The 18566-nt window shown below is 67.7% G+C and carries 17 protein-coding genes and 3 pseudogenes; 12 read left to right on the top strand and 8 right to left on the bottom strand.

Features of this window, described 5'->3' with window-relative positions; genetic code table 11:
* Positions 1-81: 81 nt before the first annotated feature.
* From BN4332_RS26995 to BN4332_RS26950, 11 genes and pseudogenes are all read left to right on the top strand, one after another.
* Complete coding sequence (locus BN4332_RS26995) at positions 82-912, top strand: mycofactocin-coupled SDR family oxidoreductase (protein WP_066902485.1); 831 nt, start codon at positions 82-84, stop codon at positions 910-912.
* Positions 912-1712 carry a mycofactocin-coupled SDR family oxidoreductase gene (locus tag BN4332_RS26990; RefSeq protein WP_200820359.1) on the top strand — a complete coding sequence of 267 codons (801 nt, stop codon included), beginning with the start codon at positions 912-914 and terminating at the stop codon, positions 1710-1712. Before BN4332_RS26995 ends, BN4332_RS26990 begins: the two co-directional genes overlap by 1 nt.
* Positions 1709-2506 carry a carboxymuconolactone decarboxylase family protein gene (locus tag BN4332_RS26985; RefSeq protein WP_066902483.1) on the top strand — a complete coding sequence of 266 codons (798 nt, stop codon included), beginning with the start codon at positions 1709-1711 and terminating at the stop codon, positions 2504-2506. The genes BN4332_RS26990 and BN4332_RS26985 overlap by 4 nt, the downstream gene beginning before the upstream one ends.
* On the top strand, positions 2488-3870 hold the full coding sequence (locus BN4332_RS26980) for an aldehyde dehydrogenase family protein (RefSeq protein ID WP_066902481.1): 1383 nt from the start codon (positions 2488-2490) through the stop codon (positions 3868-3870). Before BN4332_RS26985 ends, BN4332_RS26980 begins: the two co-directional genes overlap by 19 nt.
* Before the next feature lie 61 nt (positions 3871-3931).
* Positions 3932-4711, top strand: a complete 780-nt coding sequence (locus BN4332_RS26975) for a DeoR/GlpR family DNA-binding transcription regulator (protein WP_066902479.1) — start codon at positions 3932-3934, stop codon at positions 4709-4711.
* Positions 4712-4797: 86 nt separating this feature from the next.
* A complete protein-coding gene (locus tag BN4332_RS26970; protein ID WP_066902477.1) occupies positions 4798-6264 on the top strand; it encodes an amino acid permease in 1467 nt (488 codons plus the stop codon).
* Positions 6261-7382: pseudogene (locus BN4332_RS26965) on the top strand (FGGY family carbohydrate kinase); the annotation flags it as partial. The gene BN4332_RS26970 and the pseudogene BN4332_RS26965, both read left to right, overlap by 4 nt.
* A 3-nt stretch (positions 7383-7385) precedes the next feature.
* Positions 7386-8057 (top strand): annotated as a pseudogene (locus tag BN4332_RS26960) (NAD(P)/FAD-dependent oxidoreductase); the annotation flags it as partial.
* A gap of 38 nt (positions 8058-8095) precedes the next feature.
* On the top strand, positions 8096-8227 hold the full coding sequence (locus tag BN4332_RS34960) for a hypothetical protein (RefSeq protein ID WP_268811531.1): 132 nt from the start codon (positions 8096-8098) through the stop codon (positions 8225-8227).
* The gene (locus BN4332_RS26955) at positions 8224-9624 is read left to right on the top strand and encodes an NAD(P)/FAD-dependent oxidoreductase (RefSeq protein WP_066902474.1); all 1401 of its coding nucleotides are present in this window, start codon (positions 8224-8226) and stop codon (positions 9622-9624) included. Before BN4332_RS34960 ends, BN4332_RS26955 begins: the two co-directional genes overlap by 4 nt.
* Entirely contained in the window at positions 9621-10859 is a 1239-nt protein-coding gene (locus BN4332_RS26950) for an NAD(P)/FAD-dependent oxidoreductase (protein ID WP_066902473.1), read from the top strand. The genes BN4332_RS26955 and BN4332_RS26950 overlap by 4 nt, the downstream gene beginning before the upstream one ends.
* On the opposite strand, the gene BN4332_RS26945 is transcribed toward BN4332_RS26950, so the two are convergent.
* Entirely contained in the window at positions 10840-12123 is a 1284-nt protein-coding gene (locus tag BN4332_RS26945) for a cytochrome P450 (protein ID WP_066902472.1), read from the bottom strand. The two genes, BN4332_RS26950 and BN4332_RS26945, sit on opposite strands and share 20 nt — an antisense overlap.
* A gap of 3 nt (positions 12124-12126) precedes the next feature.
* Positions 12127-12363, bottom strand: coding sequence for a ferredoxin (locus tag BN4332_RS26940; protein ID WP_084459424.1), 237 nt, complete (start codon positions 12361-12363; stop codon positions 12127-12129).
* Positions 12364-12504: 141 nt separating this feature from the next.
* Here BN4332_RS26940 and BN4332_RS26935 point away from each other — a divergent pair, with 141 nt between their 5' ends.
* Entirely contained in the window at positions 12505-13098 is a 594-nt protein-coding gene (locus BN4332_RS26935) for a TetR/AcrR family transcriptional regulator (protein ID WP_066902471.1), read from the top strand.
* On the opposite strand, the gene BN4332_RS26930 is transcribed toward BN4332_RS26935, so the two are convergent.
* From BN4332_RS26930 to BN4332_RS26900, 6 genes and pseudogenes are all read right to left on the bottom strand, one after another.
* Positions 13091-13930: a mycofactocin-coupled SDR family oxidoreductase gene (locus BN4332_RS26930; protein ID WP_066902571.1), complete on the bottom strand. Its 840-nt coding sequence runs from the start codon at positions 13928-13930 to the stop codon at positions 13091-13093. The genes BN4332_RS26935 and BN4332_RS26930 overlap by 8 nt on opposite strands.
* 141 nt (positions 13931-14071) lie before the next feature.
* On the bottom strand, positions 14072-14422 hold the full coding sequence (locus tag BN4332_RS26925; RefSeq protein WP_160110940.1) for a hypothetical protein: 351 nt from the start codon (positions 14420-14422) through the stop codon (positions 14072-14074).
* A gap of 1549 nt (positions 14423-15971) precedes the next feature.
* Entirely contained in the window at positions 15972-16541 is a 570-nt protein-coding gene (gene hsaB, locus BN4332_RS26915; protein WP_064848423.1) for a 3-hydroxy-9,10-secoandrosta-1,3,5(10)-triene-9,17-dione monooxygenase reductase subunit, read from the bottom strand.
* Positions 16542-16554: 13 nt separating this feature from the next.
* Entirely contained in the window at positions 16555-17466 is a 912-nt protein-coding gene (hsaC, locus tag BN4332_RS26910; protein WP_066902469.1) for an iron-dependent extradiol dioxygenase HsaC, read from the bottom strand.
* 3 nt (positions 17467-17469) lie between these two features.
* Positions 17470-18336 carry a 4,5:9,10-diseco-3-hydroxy-5,9,17-trioxoandrosta-1(10),2-diene-4-oate hydrolase gene (hsaD, locus tag BN4332_RS26905; protein WP_066902468.1) on the bottom strand — a complete coding sequence of 289 codons (867 nt, stop codon included), beginning with the start codon at positions 18334-18336 and terminating at the stop codon, positions 17470-17472.
* Between the two features lie 3 nt (positions 18337-18339).
* A pseudogene (locus tag BN4332_RS26900) lies at positions 18340-18566 on the bottom strand (3-hydroxy-9,10-secoandrosta-1,3,5(10)-triene-9,17-dione monooxygenase oxygenase subunit); the annotation flags it as partial.

Raw genomic sequence — 18566 nt, 5'->3', positions numbered from 1 at the left:
AGAACACCCTTGCCGCCGGCGAGTAACCACGTTACCGTACCGCTGTAACACGGTTACAGCCATTCGGCGGAGCGAGGATCAATGGGAAATCTGGACGGAAAAGTCGCCTTCATCACCGGGGTAGCCCGAGGTCAGGGCCGCAGCCATGCGATAGCACTCGCCGGCGAAGGCGCGGCCGTGATCGGGGTGGACATCTGCGCCGACATCCCGTCGAACGGCTACCCGATGGCCACCCGGGACGAACTCGACGAGACGGTCGCCCTGGTCGAGGCCGCCGGCGGCAAGATGATCGCCGCGGTCGCCGACGTGCGTGACTTCCACGCCCTCAAGAGCGCACTCGACGCCGGCGTCGAACAGTTCGGGCGCCTGGACATCGTGCTCGCCAACGCGGGCATTGCGACGATGGCGTTCCGCGAGCTGACCATCGAAGAAGATCTCGAGATGTGGACCGACGTGCTCGACGTCAACCTGGTCGGCTCGTTCCACACCGCCAAGGCCGCCATCCCCCATCTGATCGAGGGCGGCCGCGGCGGGTCGATCGTCTTCACCAGCTCGACGGCCGGACTGCGCGGCTTCGGCGGCCTGCAGGGCGGCGGCCTGGGCTACGCCGCGTCCAAGCACGGCATCGTCGGCCTGATGCGCACGCTGGCCAATGCTCTTGCCCCGCACAGCATCCGGGTCAACACCGTGCACCCCACCGCGGTCAACACCATGATGGCGGTCAACCCGGCGATGACCGCTTTCCTGGAGAACTACCCCGGCGGCGGGCCGCACCTGCAGAACCCGATGCCCGTATCGCTGCTGGAGCCGCAGGACATCAGCGCAGCCATCAGCTATCTGGTGTCCGATGCCGCCAAGTACGTCACCGGGGTCACCCTCCCCGTCGACGCCGGCTTCACGAACAAGCTCTGATGGGACGGGTCACCGGCAAGCGCGTGCTGATCACCGGCGCGGCACGCGGCATGGGCCGAAGCCACGCGGTACGTCTCGCCGAGGAAGGCGCCGACCTGATCCTCGTCGACCTGTGCCGATCGCTGGACGAGATCGACTATCCGCTAGCCTCGCGGGAGGACCTCGACGAGACCGCACGGCTGGTCGAGAAGCAGGGCCGACACGCCCTGACCTACGTGGTCGATGTGCGCGACGCCGACGCGCTGGCGGACGCGGTCGCCGAAGGCGTCGAAGAGTTGGGCGGTTTGGAGGCCGCGGTGGCCAACGCCGGTGTGATCACGGCGGGCACCTGGGACACCACCACCGCCGAGCAGTGGCGCACCGTCGTCGACATCAACCTGATCGGGTCCTGGAACACGTGCGCCGCCGCACTGCCGCACCTGGTCGAGCGCGGCGGCAGCCTGGTCAACATCAGCTCAGCAGCGGGTATCAAGGGCACACCACTGCACACGCCCTACACCGCCTCCAAACACGGCGTGGTCGGGATGAGCAAGGCGCTCGCCAATGAGCTTGCCGCCCAGCATGTCCGGGTCAACACCGTGCACCCCACCGGCGTCGAGACCGGCATGCGCCCGGCCACGCTGCACAACCTGATCGCCGAGCAACGTCCCGACCTGGCGCCGCTGTTCGGCAACGCCATCCCCATCGTGATGGCCGAGGCGATCGATATCAGCAACGCGGTGCTGTTCCTGGTCTCCGACGAATCCCGCTACGTGACCGGCCTGGAGTTCAAAGTGGATGCCGGAGTGACGATCCGATGACCGCCTCCGATACCCGGGCCGAGCGCGGCAGGCGCGAATTCGCCGAGGTGATGACGTTCGCGCCGCCCGAGGACGGTTCCCCGGCGAGTGCGAACCTGATCGACTTCGTGTTCGCCGAGGTGTGGCCACGCACCGGGCTGAGCCGCCGGGACCGCCGATTCGTCACCCTGCCGTGTGTGGCCGCGGCCGATGCCGAAGGCCCGCTACGTGACCACGTCTACGCCGCCCTCAACAGCGGTGACGTGTCAATCGTCGAAATGCGGGAGACCGTCTTGCATTTCGCGGTGTACGCCGGTTGGCCCAAGGCGTCTCGCTTCAATGGCGTAGTGGACGAGCAGTGGGACCGCATCCACCGCGAACGAGGGCTCATCCCACCCGCACCCGAGCCGCTCCTACCACTGACCACGCCGAGCGACCCTGAGGACCGGTTGGCCGGCGGCGAGCAGTCGTTCCGCGACATCAATTGCATCCCGTTCGCGCCCACCCGGGACAACCCCTATTCCGGGGCAGGCATTCTGAATTTCGTCTTCGGCGAGATGTGGGTGCGCCCCGGCCTGGGCATGAAGGAACGCCGCCTGGTGACGGTGGCCTGCGTGGCATTCCAGGATGCCCCGCTGCCGATCCTGAGCCACGTGTACGGCGCCCTCAAGAGCCGTGACGTCTCCTTCGAGGAAATGGATGAGTTGGCACTGCATTTCGCGGCCTACTACGGCTGGCCGAAGGCCTCGAACCTCAATCAGGTGATCGGCGAGCAGAAGCAGCGGGTGTTGCAGGAATGGGACGCCGAGGCGTGATCTTCGACCACATCTACCCGGCCACCGGGAAATCGAACGGGACGGTGATGCTGGCGGGCCCCACCGAGATCGACACCGCAGTCCGGGCGGCGGCGAAGGCGCAACGCGAATGGACCGCGCTGACCGCCGACCGGCGCCGGGACCTGCTGATCGATCTGGCCGATGTGGTGCACGAGCACCTCGACGAACTCGCGAAGCTCAACGTGGCCGACTACGCGGTACCGATCTCGTTCGCGAGCAACGCAATACTGCTCGAACGGTTCCTACGGCATTTCGCCGGCTACGCCGACAAGCCGAACGGGGCGAGCACGCCGGTCAACGGATCGTTCGACATCAACCTCATCGAACGGGAGCCCTATGGCGTCGTCGCCGTCATCACGCCGTGGAACGGTGCGCTGGTGGTCGCCGGATCGTGTGTCGCCCCGGCGCTCGCCGCGGGCAATGCCGTCGTCCTCAAACCGTCCGAGCTCGCGCCGTTCGCGGCGCTGCGGTTCNGGGCCCTTCCCGGGGGGCGGGTCCCTGTCGCCCCCGCCGATGCCGAGGGCGGCGACGCGCTGGTGCGGCACCCCGGCATCGGCAAGATCGCCTTCACCGGCGGTGGCGCGACCGCACGCAAGGTATTGCATTCCGCCGCAACGAATCTGACCCCGGTGATCACCGAGCTCGGCGGGAAATCGGCGAACCTCATCTTCGCCGATGCCGATCTCGACCGGGCCGCCACACTGTCGGCCCATCAGGGTCCGCTCATGCAGTCGGGGCAGAGCTGCGCGTGCGCGAGCCGGGTGCTGGTGCAGGATGCGGTCTACGACGAATTCCTGCAGAAGTTCCTCGGCGTGGTGGGCGCGGCCCGCATCGGCGATCCGACGGATCCGGCCACCACGTTCGGGCCGGTGATCAGCCAGGCGGCCGCCGACCGGATCCTGGCCGCCATCGACGCCGCGGTGACCCATGGCGCGGGCGAGTTGTTGTTGGGCGGCAAGCGGATCGGCGGCGAGCTCGCCAACGGCTACTACATCGAGCCGACGGTGTTCGGCGGCGTGGACAACTCCTCGGACCTGGCTCAGCTGGAAACCTTCGGTCCGGTGGTGTCGGTGATGAGGTTCGGCGACGAGGACGAGGCCGTGCAGATCGCGAACGACACCCCCTACGGGCTGAACGCATTCGTGCAGACGACGGATCTCAACCGCGCGCATCGCATGGCTCGCCGGCTGGAAGCAGGTTCGGTGTGGATCAACCAGTTCAGCGACATCTCGCCACAGGGCCCGTATGGCGGCTACAAGCAGAGCGGGTCGGGCCGGACCGGCGGCGTCGAGGGTCTGCGCGAGTTCCAGCAGGTGAAGAACATCCGGATCGGGTTGACGTGAGCCACGCAACACCCCACAATAACCGTCATGTACGGGCAGAAATCCACAAAGACGGTCAGCCGTGCTGCCGGTTGAGCGTCATGAGGCGATCGTCGAGGCGGTAGGTACCGCCCAAGCGATCAGCACGGACGAACTCGTCCGCCGCCTCGGGGTATCCGCCGAGACCGTCCGCCGCGACCTGGCACTTCTCGAGGAACGCGGCGCCCTGCGCCGGGTTCACGGCGGCGCCGCCGCGGTCGCCGACCACCGGCCCATCGAGCCGTCCTACTCCGAGCGCACGATGATCCGCCACCAGGCGAAAGCCCAATTGGCCCGGGTCGCCGCGGGGCTGCTCGAAAACGGTCAGACCGTGATCATCGACATCGGCACCACCGCCGTCGCCGTCGCCCACGCCATCCCCCGCGGCTTCACCGGAACCGTGATCACCCCGTCCCTGCCGGTCGCCGTGGAACTGGCCGACCGCCCCGGAATCGAGGTGCTGCTGGCCGGGGGACGCGTCCGGGCCGGTGATCTGGCCTGCTCGAACGCGCACACCAAGGCGTTCTTCAACGACGTCTACGCCGATATCGCCTTCCTCGGATCCGGCGGCGTCGACGCGGCGGCCGGGCTGACCGACTTCCACCTCGACGAGATCGACGTGCGTCGCACGATCATCGCCAACAGCGCTCGCAGCTACATCCTGGCCGACTCATCCAAGCTCGGGCGGGTGGCGCCCTACCGGGTGTGCGACCTGAGCGCGGTCGACGGACTCATCACCGACCAGAACACCGATCCGGCCGTTGCAGCGGTCCTGCAGGAGACGGGAGGTGTGGTCATGCCGGCACGGCCGGCAAGCGCCTGAAACGGGTGCGGGCGACGTTGCAGCGCCGCCCGCGGACCGAGCCATTCCTTCGCGAAACAGTCAATTTCCCTCAGAAAGCCCGATCGATGACAAATTCTTCCACATCGCCGTACGGCTACACCGAGACACTCGAACGCGGCACGGGCAAGTTCGCCTCGTTTGCCGTGGCCTTCGCGTTCGTCTCCATCGCCACCGGCATCTTCACCACGTACGGCAGCGTGCTCAACAGCTCCGGCCCGATGGGCATCTGGACCTGGCCGATCGTGATCGTCGGCCAGGTGGCCGTCGCGCTGCTGCTCGGTTCGCTGGCCGCCCGCATCCCGGTGACCGGCTATGCCTACCAGTGGGTCTCGCGACTGGCCAACCCGATCCTCGGCTGGATCACCGGCTGGATCTCGTTCACCTTTCTGGCCATCGTCGTGGTCGCCGTCGACTACACCGTGGCCGCCACTGTGGTGCCCGCCCTGTTCGACTTCTCCGGGACGCCGTTGACCTCATTCGAGATCACCGCCGGGGTGTTGTTGCTGCAGGCGCTGTTGGTCGGGCTGTCCACCAAGTGGACGGAGCGGGTCAACAACTTCGCGGTCACCGCGGAGCTGATCGGGATGGTCGCCCTGGTGGTCCTGCTGTTCATCGTCGGCGTGATCGCGCACAAGCTCTCGGTCGGCAACCTGTTCTCCCGCGGCGACGTCCCCGCCGAGGGCTACTGGAGTTTCGGGACGGCCACCTCGGTGGGGCCGTGGATGCTCGGCTTCCTGCTCGGCGCATTCACCATCGTCGGTTTCGAGTCGGCAGCCAACCTGGCCGAGGAGACCAAGAAGCCCGAAATCGTCGTGCCCCGGGCGATGTGGCAGGCCGTGCTGGCCTCGGGCGTGCTGGGCTTCCTGTTCCTGCTGGTGGTGACCGCCGCCGTCAACGATCCGACCGCGCTGGCGCAATCGGGCACCCCGATCGCCGACGTCATCCGCGACATCCTCGGCTCGTTCGTCGGCACCGCACTGCTCGTCCTGGTGGCGATCGCGATCTTCGCCTGCGGGCTGGTGATCCTGATGAGCGGTGTGCGCCTGGTCTGGGCCATGTCCCGTGATCAGCGCTTCCCGGGATGGCAATTCCTGCACAAGGTTTCGCCGCGTTTCCGCACCCCGGCCAATGCCACCGTGTTCATGGCAGCCACCTCGGCGGTGATCCTCGGCATCTTCTCGACGAGCACCGACGCACTGTTCAAGTTGTTCTCCGCGGCGACGCTGCTGCCCGCGTCCATCTACGCCATCACCATCGCGCTGTACATCGCGACGCGAAAGAAGCTGCCGCCCAGCGCCGGATTCAGCCTGGGCCGGTGGGAAGTTCCGGTACTGGTGGTGGCCGTGGTCTGGCTGGTGTTCGAGCTGTCGCTGTTCCGCGACGCATCGTTCAAGGATCCGTGGCTGTACGTGCTGGCGATGGTCGCCATCGGCGCCGTCTACCTCTGCTACCTGCTGTTCACCCGCGGCCGCGACGGGCTCAAGATGCCCGAGATGGCCTCGATCGATGCTGAACTGGACGCCGTGAAATGACGGTGCTGGCCATCGACCAGGGCACCTCGGGGACCAAGGCGATCGTCGTCGACCCCGAAGACGGCGTGGTCGGTCTGGCCGAGGTTCCGGTTCAACCGCGCTACCTCGACGGCGGCGGTGTCGAGCAGGATCCGGCGGAACTGCTGGAATCCGTGCTCGGCGCCGGACGCGCCGCCGTCGAGCAGGCCGGCCGCCCGATCGCCGCGGTGTCGCTGGCCAATCAGGGCGAGACCGTGCTGGCGTGGGACCCCCGCACCGGCAGGCCCTTGACCCAGGCCATCGTGTGGCAGGACCGGCGGGCCGAGGCACTGTGCGGCGAACTCGCCGGACACTCCGACATGATCGCGGCCAGAACCGGATTGGTGCTCGATCCCTATTTCTCGGCTCCGAAGATGGCGTGGCTGCGCCGCAATGTCGAGTCCGCCGGTGTGGTGACGACGTCCGACACGTGGCTGCTGCACCAACTCACCGGCGAGTTCGTCACCGACGCCACCACCGCCAGCCGCTCGGCCGCCGTGGAACTGGGCGGCCGCGAGTGGAGCCCTGAATTGCTGGCACTGTTCGGCCTGACCGGCGAGCACCTGCCCCGCATCGCCGCCAACGACGAGATCATCGGCACCACATCGGCATTCGGGCCGGACGTGCCGGTCGGCGGCATTGTGGTGGACCAGCAGGCCGCGCTGCTGGCCGAGGCGTGCTTCGAGCCGGGTATGGCCAAGTGCACGTTCGGCACCGGCGCCTTCCTGCTGTCGAACACCGGGAACACCCCGGTGCGCTCCACCACGGGGTTGACGTCGTCGGTGGCCTGGCGAATCGCCGGCCTCGACTCGTACTGCATCGACGGCCAGGTCTACACCGCGGCATCGGCCGTCAAATGGCTGGCCTCGCTCGGCGTGATCAGCGGGGCCGCCGAGATGGACGCGATCGCCGAATCGGACAACGCCGGGGTGCTGTGTGTGCCCGCGCTGGCCGGCCTGGCCGCGCCCTGGTGGAAATCCCAAGCCACCGCGACGATCTCGGGCATGTCCCTGTCCACCGGTCGCGGGCATATCGTGCTCGCCGTCCTGCAGGGCATCGCCGCACAGGTCGCCGAGCTGGTCTCGGCGATCGGCACCGACGNCTACGGCATCCGCGACATGAAGACCTTCATCGGTGGCCCGGCCTACGCGCGCCGCCTGGTCCGCGAGGCCACCACCGCGGGGGCCGAGATCCGCACCACCACCATGGTGACCGGCTGGGCCGGTGACAGATCCCTCGAACTCACCTCGCCCGCCGGGCGCGAACACCTCGACGCCCGCGCGGTCATCCTGGCCACCGGCGCCCGCGAACGCGCCCGCCCGGCCCGGATGATCCCCGGAGACCGGCCCGGCGGCGTCTACACCACTGGGCAGCTGCAGAACACCGTGCACCTGCAGCACCGCAGCGTGGGCAAGCGCGCGGTCATCGTCGGTGCCGAACTGGTCAGCTACTCGTCGGTGCTCACCCTCAGGCACGCGGGATGCGAAACCGCGTTGATGACAAGCGAATACCCCTCCCCCGAGTCCTACGCGGTCTTCAACATCGCCGGCCGCAGCCCGCTGATGGGCGTCGAGGTCGCCACCACCACGCGGGTGACCCGCATCATCGGCAAGGGTCTCGTCGCCGGAGTGGAGATCGAGAACACCCGCACCGGCCAACGCCGCATCGTGGCCTGCGACACCGTGGTCTTCACCGGAGACTGGATTCCCGACCACGAACTGGCCCGCTCCGCCGGCCTCGACATGGACCCGAGCAGCCTGGGGCCCGTCGTCGACANGCCCTGGCCCGGCTCAGCCTGGCGCCCGACCAGTCGGTGGCCGACGTCGTCGCCGACTGGGCGCCGTCGGCCACCTACGAACCCCGATGGCGCCCGGCGCGCGCCATCGAATTCCGCTCGGCGTGGCGCGAACTCGCCGAGACCACGTATCACCAGGAGATTTCATGAACACCCCGACCTCCGACGGCTTCGACGTCGTGGTCATCGGAGCCGGCATCGTCGGCTCAGCCATCGCCCGCGAGCTCTCCGGATACCAACTGTCGGTGGCCCTGCTCGAAGCCCGCGACGATGTCGGCGACGGCACCAGCAAGGCCAACACCGCGATCCTGCACACCGGATTCGACGCCAAACCCGGCACGCTGGAATCGGCCATGGTCAGCCGCGGCTACGAGTTGCTGTCCGAATACGCGAAGCACACCGGCATCCCGGTCGAGCACACCGGGGCGATCCTGGTGGCCTGGGACGACGAACAACTCGCCGCGCTACCGGGATTGAAGGACAAGGCCGAGGCCAACGGGTACCACCGGTGCGAGATCGTCGATTCCGCCGCCGTCTACGCCGCGATCCCCGCGCTCGGCCCGGGTGCCCTCGGCGGCCTCACCGTGCCCGACGAATCGATCATCTGCACCTGGACCGTCAACCTGGCGCTGGCCACCGATGCCGTCAACCGCGGCACCACCCTGCTCACGAATCACCGGGTGGAGCGCGTCGAGACCGGCGCCGAGGGCACCACCCTGCACACCTCCGCGGGCGCCGTGCGTACCCGATGGGTGGTCAACGCGGCCGGGCTGGGCGCCGACGTCATCGACAACCTGTTCGGCTTCTCACGATTCACCGTGACCCCCCGTCGCGGCGAACTCATCGTCTACGACAAGCTGGCCCGGCCGCTGGTCGACAAGATCGTGCTGCCGGTGCCGACCTCGCGCGGCAAGGGAGTCCTGGTCAGCCCCACCATCTACGGCAACGTCATGCTCGGCCCCACCTCCGAGGACCTCACCGACCGCACCGCCACCGGCACCTCGGAGACCGGATTCGAGTTCCTGCTGGACAAGGGTCGCGGATTGATGCCGCGGCTTTTGGAGGAAGAGGTCACCGCGACCTATGCCGGGCTGCGGGCCGCGATCGACCACGGCGACTACCTGATCGAGGCCGATCCGGCACAGCACTACCTGCTGGTGGGCGGGATCCGGTCCACCGGCCTGACCGCGGGCATGGCCATCGCCGAATACGCTCGCGAGCAACTGATCTCGGCCGGACTCGAGTTGATCCCGGCCGGTGAACTGCCCGCCCCGCCGCGGATGCCCAACCTGGGGGAGGCATTCCCCCGTCCCTACCAGCAGGCCGAGCAGATCGCCGCCGACCCCGCCTACGGCCGGATCGTGTGCTTCTGCGAGCGCGTCACCGAAGGTGAACTGCGCGACGCCTGCCATTCCGTCATCCCACCCGCGGCCCTCGAGGGCCTCCGCCGCCGCACCCGCGTGATGAACGGCCGCTGCCAGGCCTTCTTCTGCGGCGCCGAGGTGCAGTCGATATTCGAGCGGGAATCTCAGGAGAAACATCAGTGAGCACCTACGACGTCGCGATCATCGGCGGCGGACCCGCCGGACTGACCGCCGCCGCCGAGCTGGCGCGCGGTTCGAACCTGAATGTGGTTGTGCTGGAACGCGAGTTCGAGGCCGGCGGCATTCCACGACACAGCGACCATCCGGGCTACGGCATCCGCGACATGAAGACCTTCATCGGTGGCCCGGCCTACGCGCGCCGCCTGGTCCGCGAGGCCACCACCGCGGGGGCCGAGATCCGCACCACCACCATGGTGACCGGCTGGGCCGGTGACAGATCCCTCGAACTCACCTCGCCCGCCGGGCGCGAACACCTCGACGCCCGCGCGGTCATCCTGGCCACCGGCGCCCGCGAACGCGCCCGCCCGGCCCGGATGATCCCCGGAGACCGGCCCGGCGGCGTCTACACCACTGGGCAGCTGCAGAACACCGTGCACCTGCAGCACCGCAGCGTGGGCAAGCGCGCGGTCATCGTCGGTGCCGAACTGGTCAGCTACTCGTCGGTGCTCACCCTCAGGCACGCGGGATGCGAAACCGCGTTGATGACAAGCGAATACCCCTCCCCCGAGTCCTACGCGGTCTTCAACATCGCCGGCCGCAGCCCGCTGATGGGCGTCGAGGTCGCCACCACCACGCGGGTGACCCGCATCATCGGCAAGGGTCTCGTCGCCGGAGTGGAGATCGAGAACACCCGCACCGGCCAACGCCGCATCGTGGCCTGCGACACCGTGGTCTTCACCGGAGACTGGATTCCCGACCACGAACTGGCCCGCTCCGCCGGCCTCGACATGGACCCGAGCAGCCTGGGGCCCGTCGTCGACACCGCGCTGCGGACCAGCCGGGATGGCGTGTTTGCGATCGGCAACCTGCTGCACCCGGTGGACACCGCCGACATCGCCGCGCTCGACGGGCGCCACGTGGCGGCCCAGGTGCGTCGCTACCTCGACGGCACGCCCACCCCGGGCCAGGCGGTCCGCATCGAGGCCGCGGCCCCGCTGCGTTGGGTCGCGCCCGGGCTGCTACGGCCCGGCGATCCGGCCCCCGCACGGCATCGGCTGCTGCTGTGGACCGATGCGCTGGTACGCATCCCCAAAGTGGTTGCCCGCCAAGACGGCAAGGTCATCGGCCGCAAAACCCTGCCGTGGCCGGCCTCACCGGGCCGGGTGTTCCGGGTGCCCTCGAGCATCCTCGACGGCGTCGATCACCGCGGCGGGTCGGTCAGCCTCTCGCTGGGGTGAAGGTGATGTTCAGTTCGGTGAGGCCACGCAACAGGAACGTCGGCTCGTAGGTGTAGGTCCGGCGCCCGGCCGGACCGTGCGCGGATTCGTCGATCCCGATGTCGCGCATACGATCCAGGAGGCGTCGGACCGTGATCTGCCCCTCCACCCGGGCCAGCGGTGCACCCGCGCAGGTGTGGATGCCCCGGCCGAAGGCGATGTGCTCGCGGACGTTCTTGCGATCCGGACGGAACTCCTGCGGATCCTCGAACTTTCGGGGATCGCGGTTGGCCGCGCCGAGGCACAGCATCACGATGGTGCCTGCCTTCAGGTGCACGCCGCCGAGAGTGGTGGTCTTGCGGACCAACCGGAAGTCGACCTTCGTCGGGGCATGCATCCGCAACGCTTCCTCGATGAAAGTCGGTATCCCCTCCGGGTTCTCGCGCAGCGTCTGCTGATACTCGGGGCGATCGCCGAGTGTCTGCACCGCGGCACTGAGCAGCTTGGTCACCGTCTCCTGCCCGGCGGCGAACAGGAACGTCGCGGGCTTGACCACCTCCAGGAGCTCCGGCGTCGAACCGTCGGGATAGGTGGCGGTGGCCATGCCGGACAGCACATCTCCGCGTGGCTCGCGCCTGCGCTCGGCGAGGTATCCGGCGAACTTGTCGTCGAGGTACTGCAGGGGGTCGAGCCCGACCGGCTCACCGTCGAGGGCACCGACCCGGTTTCCCTCGGGCCGCTCCGCGCCCAGGGCGGCCAGGAATTCCGGCCGGTCCGCTTCGGGAACCCCCAGCAGGTCAATGATCGCCGAGGTGGCAAAGGGTTTGGCGTACTCGGAGAGGAACTCACACCTACCGTTTTCGATGAACTGGTCGATCTGGTGATCGACCAGCTGCCACATATAGTCCTCGTTCTCCTTGAGCCGCCGCGGCGTGAGCAGCTTGCTCAGCAGTGAGCGGGCCCGCTCATGCTGGGGCGGGTCCATCACCACCATGTGCTCGTGGATCGGAAACAGGTGGCGATGCGCCTCGATCTGCTCGCTGATGTCGTCGCCCTCCGGTTCGAAGGGCAGGGGCGGGAACAGGCCACCGATCGCGTTCACCGCCGAGAACGAGGCATGGTCCTTGAAGGCCGCCATGACCTCCTGGTAGCCGGTCACGGCCACCACGCCGTGGTGGGGTTCGGCGAACACCGGACCGTTGTTGCGCAGGTATTCGTAGTACTCGTACGGATCCTGGGCGACGGCCGGGTCGGCGAAGTAGTCGACGGAGGCGAGATCGGTCATGGCTCACTGGCCTTTCGTGCTGGTGTTGAGCAGGCTGATGGCCTGACGCGGGCAGGCGTCGACGGCCGATTTCACGGCTTCCCAGGTACTTTGGTCCCACTGTCCGTCCGCCGGGACAGCACCGGCCACCTCGTCGTCGGACAGGTCGAACACCTCAGGGGCAAGTTGGATGCACAATGCATGGCCCTCGCACAGACCGGCGTCCACCCGGACCCGGCTCGCACTCATGTCTTCAGGCATCTGGTTCCTCAGTTCCAAATTTGATCACTCGATCAAACCGTTAGGATGGCTCATGCTTACCACCCCCGACCTTCGGCGGTCAAGGATGTCACCCGGCCAGAAACATCTGTTGTCGGGCAATGATTTTCGGAGGCGGCGCTGATGCCGGCGGCACGTGCGGCCAAGGAGAAGGACGCCGGCACCCGCAAGCGCCTGATCGAGGCGACCGCCCAGGTCATCCGCGACGAGGGGTACGCCGCGGCCACCACCCGACGGATTGCGGCCGTGGCAGGCGTGCGTTCGGCGCTGGTCTATTACTACTTCGACACCCTCGACGACCTCTACATCGCGGTGTTGCGCAGCGGCGCCGACGCCGCCCTGGCCCGGCTGCGCGAGGCCATCACCACCGACGACCCACTCCGAGCGCTGTGGCTGATCAACTCCGACTCGCGGGTGACGGGGCTGAACACCGAGTTCATGGCGCTGGCCAACCACCGCAAGGCGATCGGGGTCGAGCTCAAGGCCTACTCCGAGCGGGTCCGCGACATCGAGGCCACCGCGATGGCCGGCGTGCTCCGCGCCCACGGCGTCGACATGGAGGAGTTTCCACCGGTGGTGATGTCGATGCTGCTCACCCAGTCCGCCCGCAGCCTCTGCAACGAAGAGGCGGTCGGCGTGACCGAGGGCCACGCCGAGTTCCGCGCCTTCGTCGAGCGGTTCCTGCGCCGGTTCGGCAACGAGCAGCCCGCTACTTGAGCATGCTGCCCGCGTCCACCGTGACCGGAAGACCGGTGATGTAGCGGGCCTCGTCCGAGGCCAGGAACAACACCGCATTGCTGATGTCCGCGGGCTCCACCCAGCCGACCGGGAGCACGTGCATCAGCTGGGCCACCACGGCCATATCGTCCGGGCCCGGGTTCTCCAGATCCGGACGGAACAGCTTCATCGTGCCCTCGTTCATGAACATCGGGGTGTTCACATTCGTCGGGCACACCGCGTTCACCCGGATCGAGTGCTGCCCCAATTCGACCGCGAAGCTGCGCATCAGCCCGATCACCCCGTGCTTGGCCGCGATGTAGTGGCCGGTGTTCGGGTACGCCTTCAACCCGCCGACCGAGCTGGTGAGGATGATCGAGCCGCCCTGCCCGCCGGAGAGGATGTGCGGCACCGCGGTTTTCACGGTCTTCCACACACCGGACAGGTTGACGCCGATCATGTCGTCCCAGTCGGATTCCCTGGTCTCGTGCAAGACGTCGCCGCCGTTGCCGATGCCGGCGTTGGCCACCACGATGTCGAGGCGGCCAAGCTGCTCCACGCCACCGTCGACCGCGTCCTTGAGCGCGTCGAAGTCGCGCACATCGACTTCCGCGGTGACGATGCGGCGATCGAGCCCCTTCACCAGATCCGCGGTCTCCGCCAGATCGTCCGGGGTCGACGCCGGGATCGCACTGGTATCGGTCACCGGCCGGCAGACGTCGACGGCGATGATGTCGGCGCCCTCTTGCGCCAATCGCAGCGCATGGCTGCGCCCTTGCCCGCGTGCCGCTCCGGTGACGAGCGCGACCTTGCCCTCGACTCTGCCTGCCATGGACATCCTTCCATTAAATTTGATCGGTCGATCAAACAGTGACATCTGGCAGATGTGTTGTCAATGCCGCGATTGATCGATCGGCCAATCCGGCGCACAAAAAAGCGGGCCTCCCCGGAAGGAGGCCCGCTTTCGCGTTACTCAGGAGGACGAGGAGCCCGAGTCTCCCTTGGAGTCACCGGACTTGGCACCCTTGGCGTCGCCGGCCTTGCTCGCGCCGGCCTTGCTCTCGGTCTTGCTCGCGCCGGCCTTGGACTCGGCCTTGCTCTCGCCGGCCTTGCTCTCGGTCTTGGACTCGGTCTTGGACTCGGTCTTGGACTCGCCGGCCTTGGGCTTGGCCTGCCGGGCTTCCTTGGCCTCGCTGATCTTGGCCTTGATCCGGTCCTTGATGTTGGCCTTGCCGGTGACCGTGCCGCTCTCGTCGGTGGTCTCGGCAGCCGCCGGCGTGGTGCTGACGGCGGCCGGAGCCTTCGGGACCGCGACGGCCGACACGGCCGGCGTCTCAACCTTCAGAGTCTCCGCAGCCGGGGCCTCAACAGCCGGGGCTTCGGCGGCCGGTGCTTCGACAGCCGGGGTCTCGGCCTTCGGCGCCTCGACGGCCGGGACCGTCTCCTTCACCGTCTCGACGACCGGGGCGGTCGTCGGCGCCTCCGGGGTCACCGCGGAGACCAGCTGAGCGGTGACGCTCGCCGGCACCGCCGANGGCCTCACCGGCCGGGGTGTGGGGGGCCGGTGCTCCGACAGCCGGGGTCTCGGCCTTCGGCGCCTCGACGGCCGGGACCGTCTCCTTCACCGTCTCGACGACCGGGGCGGTCGTCGGCGCCTCCGGGGTCACCGCGGAGACCAGCTGAGCGGTGACGCTCGCCGGCACCGCCGAGGGGGCGGGGGTCTCCGGGGTGTTGTCGATGGCGTCGGCGAGGGTCTTGGGGATGTTCACCAGCAGGTTCTGCAGCAGACCCGCGACGACCCGGGCGCCGCCCTGCTCGCCGGGCTCGGCCCAGGTGAGCAGCGCCGGCCACTCGGTGAAGCCACCGGTGCCCGTCTCCGGGTCCGGGTCGGAGTACTTGAACCCGTTGAGCGCCGCGTTGACAAGGATGCCCGGCGTGTTGACCACTGCGTTGAAGGCTCCCTGCGCATCGCCGGCGGCCACGCTGGTGCTGATGGCCTCGGCAATGCGGGCGAGCTCGAACGCCGGACCGCTGACGGTGGCGAAGGCACCCTGGAACACCGCGCTCACGACGACGCTCGAGGTGAAGGTCGCGGCGATCAGGTTCGTGACGTTCTGAGCGATCTGCTCCGGGATACCGGCCAGGTACTCGGTGCCGCCACGCGGCACGCCCGAAAGGATGAACCCGGGGGCGATCAGCGAGCCGAAGGCGCCCTGGAACGCGTACAGCATGGAGTGGTTGAACCACCGGTAGGCCTCACCGATGTCACCGGCCTCGAGAGCGGCCTGCGCCTGCGCCAACCGGGCCTGGCCGTTGGGGCCGTTGTACCAGTTCTGAAGGTTGGTGGGGATGGCCTGGAACGCCGCGCCGAACTTCGCCGCGTACCCCTGCTGGTTCTCCAGCACCTGGCTCAGGAGCGGCGCCGGATTGGCCGCGAGCGCCGCACCCAGCAGCTCGAGGTTGCTGAACGTGTTGCTGACCAGCGTCCCGTAGACATCGACCGGCGAGGCGGTGGCGTCCATCGTCGACGCAGTCAGGTCGAAGGCGAAGTTCTGCGCCTGCTGGATGACCGTCGAGTTCTGGGCAACCGGGGTCACCGCGATGGCGCTGGCGCTGACCATGGCGACGCCGGCGAGAAGGAACCTGTCCTTGCGGCTCACCGCTGCGGTGGCGCCGAGGGACGAGGGGTCGGGATGGGGCACGAATTCTCCTGAAAGCTGATATTTGACTGAGGAACGACCAAAAATTAGCTTAGCGTTCCCTAAATATCAATAGGTATGCCTACCCTATTTGCCGGAGCGTAAATACCGGCCGCCACACACGAACTGGGCCCCTCCAGGAAGGAGGGGCCCAGTTTCGTCAATGACGGAAAGTCAGAGCCAGGTGTCGTGCGTGGTCGTGGTGAGGAAGGCTTCCAGATCGTCACGCCACTGCGCCGGAGTGTTCTTGTCCGGCTCGATCCCGGTGTACTCGCCGCGGTAGAACAGCAGCGGCCGGGGCTTGCGCTTGGGGACTTCGGACAGCGAGTGCACCGAACCGAACACCACGAAGTGGTCACCGCCGTCATGCACCGAATGCACGTTGCAGTCGATGTGCGCCAGGCTCCCGTCGATCACCGGAGAACCGAGTTCCGATGGGGTCCAATCGATCCCGGCGAACTTGTCAGGCGCCTTGGAGCCGAACTGCGCCGAAACGTGCTGTTGCTTCTCGTGCAGCATGTTCACGCAGAACTTCCCCGTGGCCTCGATGGCCTGCCAGGCCCTCGACTGCTTTGTGGGGCAGAACAACACCAGCGGCGGGTCGAGCGACAGGGCCGCGAACGACTGACAGGCAAAGCCGATCGGCACGTCCTCGTGAAGCGTGGTGATCACTGTCACGCCGGTACAGAACTGGCCGAGCACATTTCGGAAGGTGCGCGGATCGATCGGCTGCGCCTCAGTCATAGAAGAACCCGCGTCACTTGAAGCCGACGGAGAAATCGTGGCCCCACAGGCTGATTCCCACGCTCTCGCGGGCCACCCAGCTCTCATCCTCGACTTCCAGTCCCTCACAACCGAATTCCATGTCGAACCCACCCGGGGTCTTCATGTAGAAGGACAGCATCTTGTCGTTGATGTGCCGGCCCAGCGTCGCCGACATCTTCACGTTCCGGCGGTTGGCGCGATCCAGGCACAAGCCCACATCGTCGGAGTTCTCCACCTCGACCATCAGGTGCACGATGCCCGTCGGGTTGGGCATCGGCATGAAGGCCAGCGCGTGGTGACGCGGGTTGCAGCCGTAGAACCGCAGCCACACCGGATCGCCGTCGGCCGGCCGGCCCGCGAGCTGCGGGGGCAGGCTCATCGAGTCGCGCAGCCGGAAGCCCAGCACGTCCTGGTAGAACGCCTGCGCCGCAGCGTCGTCATCGCAGGTCAGCACCACGTGCCCGAGGCCCTGCTCGGCGGTGACGAACTTATGGCCGTAGGGGCTGACGAAGCGCCGGCCCAGGTACTGCGCGCCGTAGAACGCTTCGAGGACATTGCCCGCGGGATCGGAGAACCGGATGAAGCCCTCGACCCGACGCTCGCGGATCTCGTCCTTGGTGCCCTCGACGAAATCGACGCCGGCCTTGGACAGGCTCTCGCGCACGTTCTGCAGCGCGGGCGCATCGGCGACCTCCCAGCCCGAGACCAGCAACCGGTCCTGCTCGCCGGGCACGATCACCAGACGGGCCGCGAAGTCGTCCATCCGCAGGTAGAGCGCGCCAGGGATGCCCACGTTGTCAGGGGCGGAACCCTCCACCATGCCCAGGACCTTCAGCCCGAACTCGCGCCAGGCCGCCACGTCGGTGGCCTCGATGCGCATATAGCCGAGTGCCTTGATGCTCATCTGCTAACCCCCAAGGAAATCGATGGTGAGCTTGTTGAACTCGTCGAACTTCTCGACCTGAGCCCAGTGTCCACACTGCCCGAACACGTGCAGTTGCACCCGCGGAATCTGCTTGAGCGCGACCAGCGCGCCGTCGAGCGGATTCACCCGGTCCTCGCGCCCCCAGATCAGCAGCACCGGCTGACGCAGCTTGTACACCTCGCGCCACATCATGCCGAGCTCGAAATCGGCACCGGCGAACGACTTGCCCATCGCGCGCGTGGCGGCCAGCGACTCCGGCGTGCTGGCGATCGCGAACCGCTCGTCGACCAGTTCAGGGGTGACCAGCTTCTGGTCGAACACCATGATCCGGATGAAGGCTTCGAGATTCTCGCGCGTCGGTTCGAAGTTGAACTTGGCAAGCGCCTTGACGCCCTCGGTCGGATCCGGCGCGAACAGGTTGACGCTCAGGCCTCCCGGGCCCATCAGGATCAGCTTGCCCGCGCGGTCCGGGTAGTCCAGCGCGAAGCGCACCGCGGTGCCGCCGCCGAGTGAGTTGCCCAGCAACGGAATCCGGCCCTGCAGCCCGAGGTGGTCGAACAGGCCGAGCAGCGCCTTGGCGCTGTAGCGGTTGTACTGCTCGTGCTCGGTGTGCTTGTCGGAGTGACCGTAGCCGGGCTGGTCGACCGCGAGCACGTGGTAGTGCTCGGCCAGCACGGCGATGTTGCGGCCGAAGTTCGACCAGCTCGACGCGCCCGGGCCACCACCGTGCAAGAGCACGATGGTCTGTGCGTCGGGATCGCCCGCCTCGTGGTAGTGCAGGCGCATGTCATCGCGAACCTGCGCGTAGCGGGAGGTGGATTCGAAGGTGATCTCTTGCGTAGCAGTCATGAATCAGACCATCGTGTCGGCCGGGGGCAGGCCGAACTCGTTGTTGCCGAAGATCAGGTAGGCCCGCTCGGGATCGTTGGCCGCGTGCACCCGGCCGGCGTGTGCGTCACGCCAGAAGCGCTGCACCGGAGCGTCATTCGACAGCGCGGTGGCACCGGAGGCCTCGAAGAGGCGGTCGATCGAGGCGATGGCGCGGCCGGTGGCGCGCACCTGATCGCGGCGGGCACGGG

It is taken from the genome of Mycolicibacterium houstonense, assembly GCF_900078665.2.
GTDB lineage: Bacteria > Actinomycetota > Actinomycetes > Mycobacteriales > Mycobacteriaceae > Mycobacterium > Mycobacterium houstonense.
This window is presented reverse-complemented; position numbering and strand designations above follow the sequence as displayed.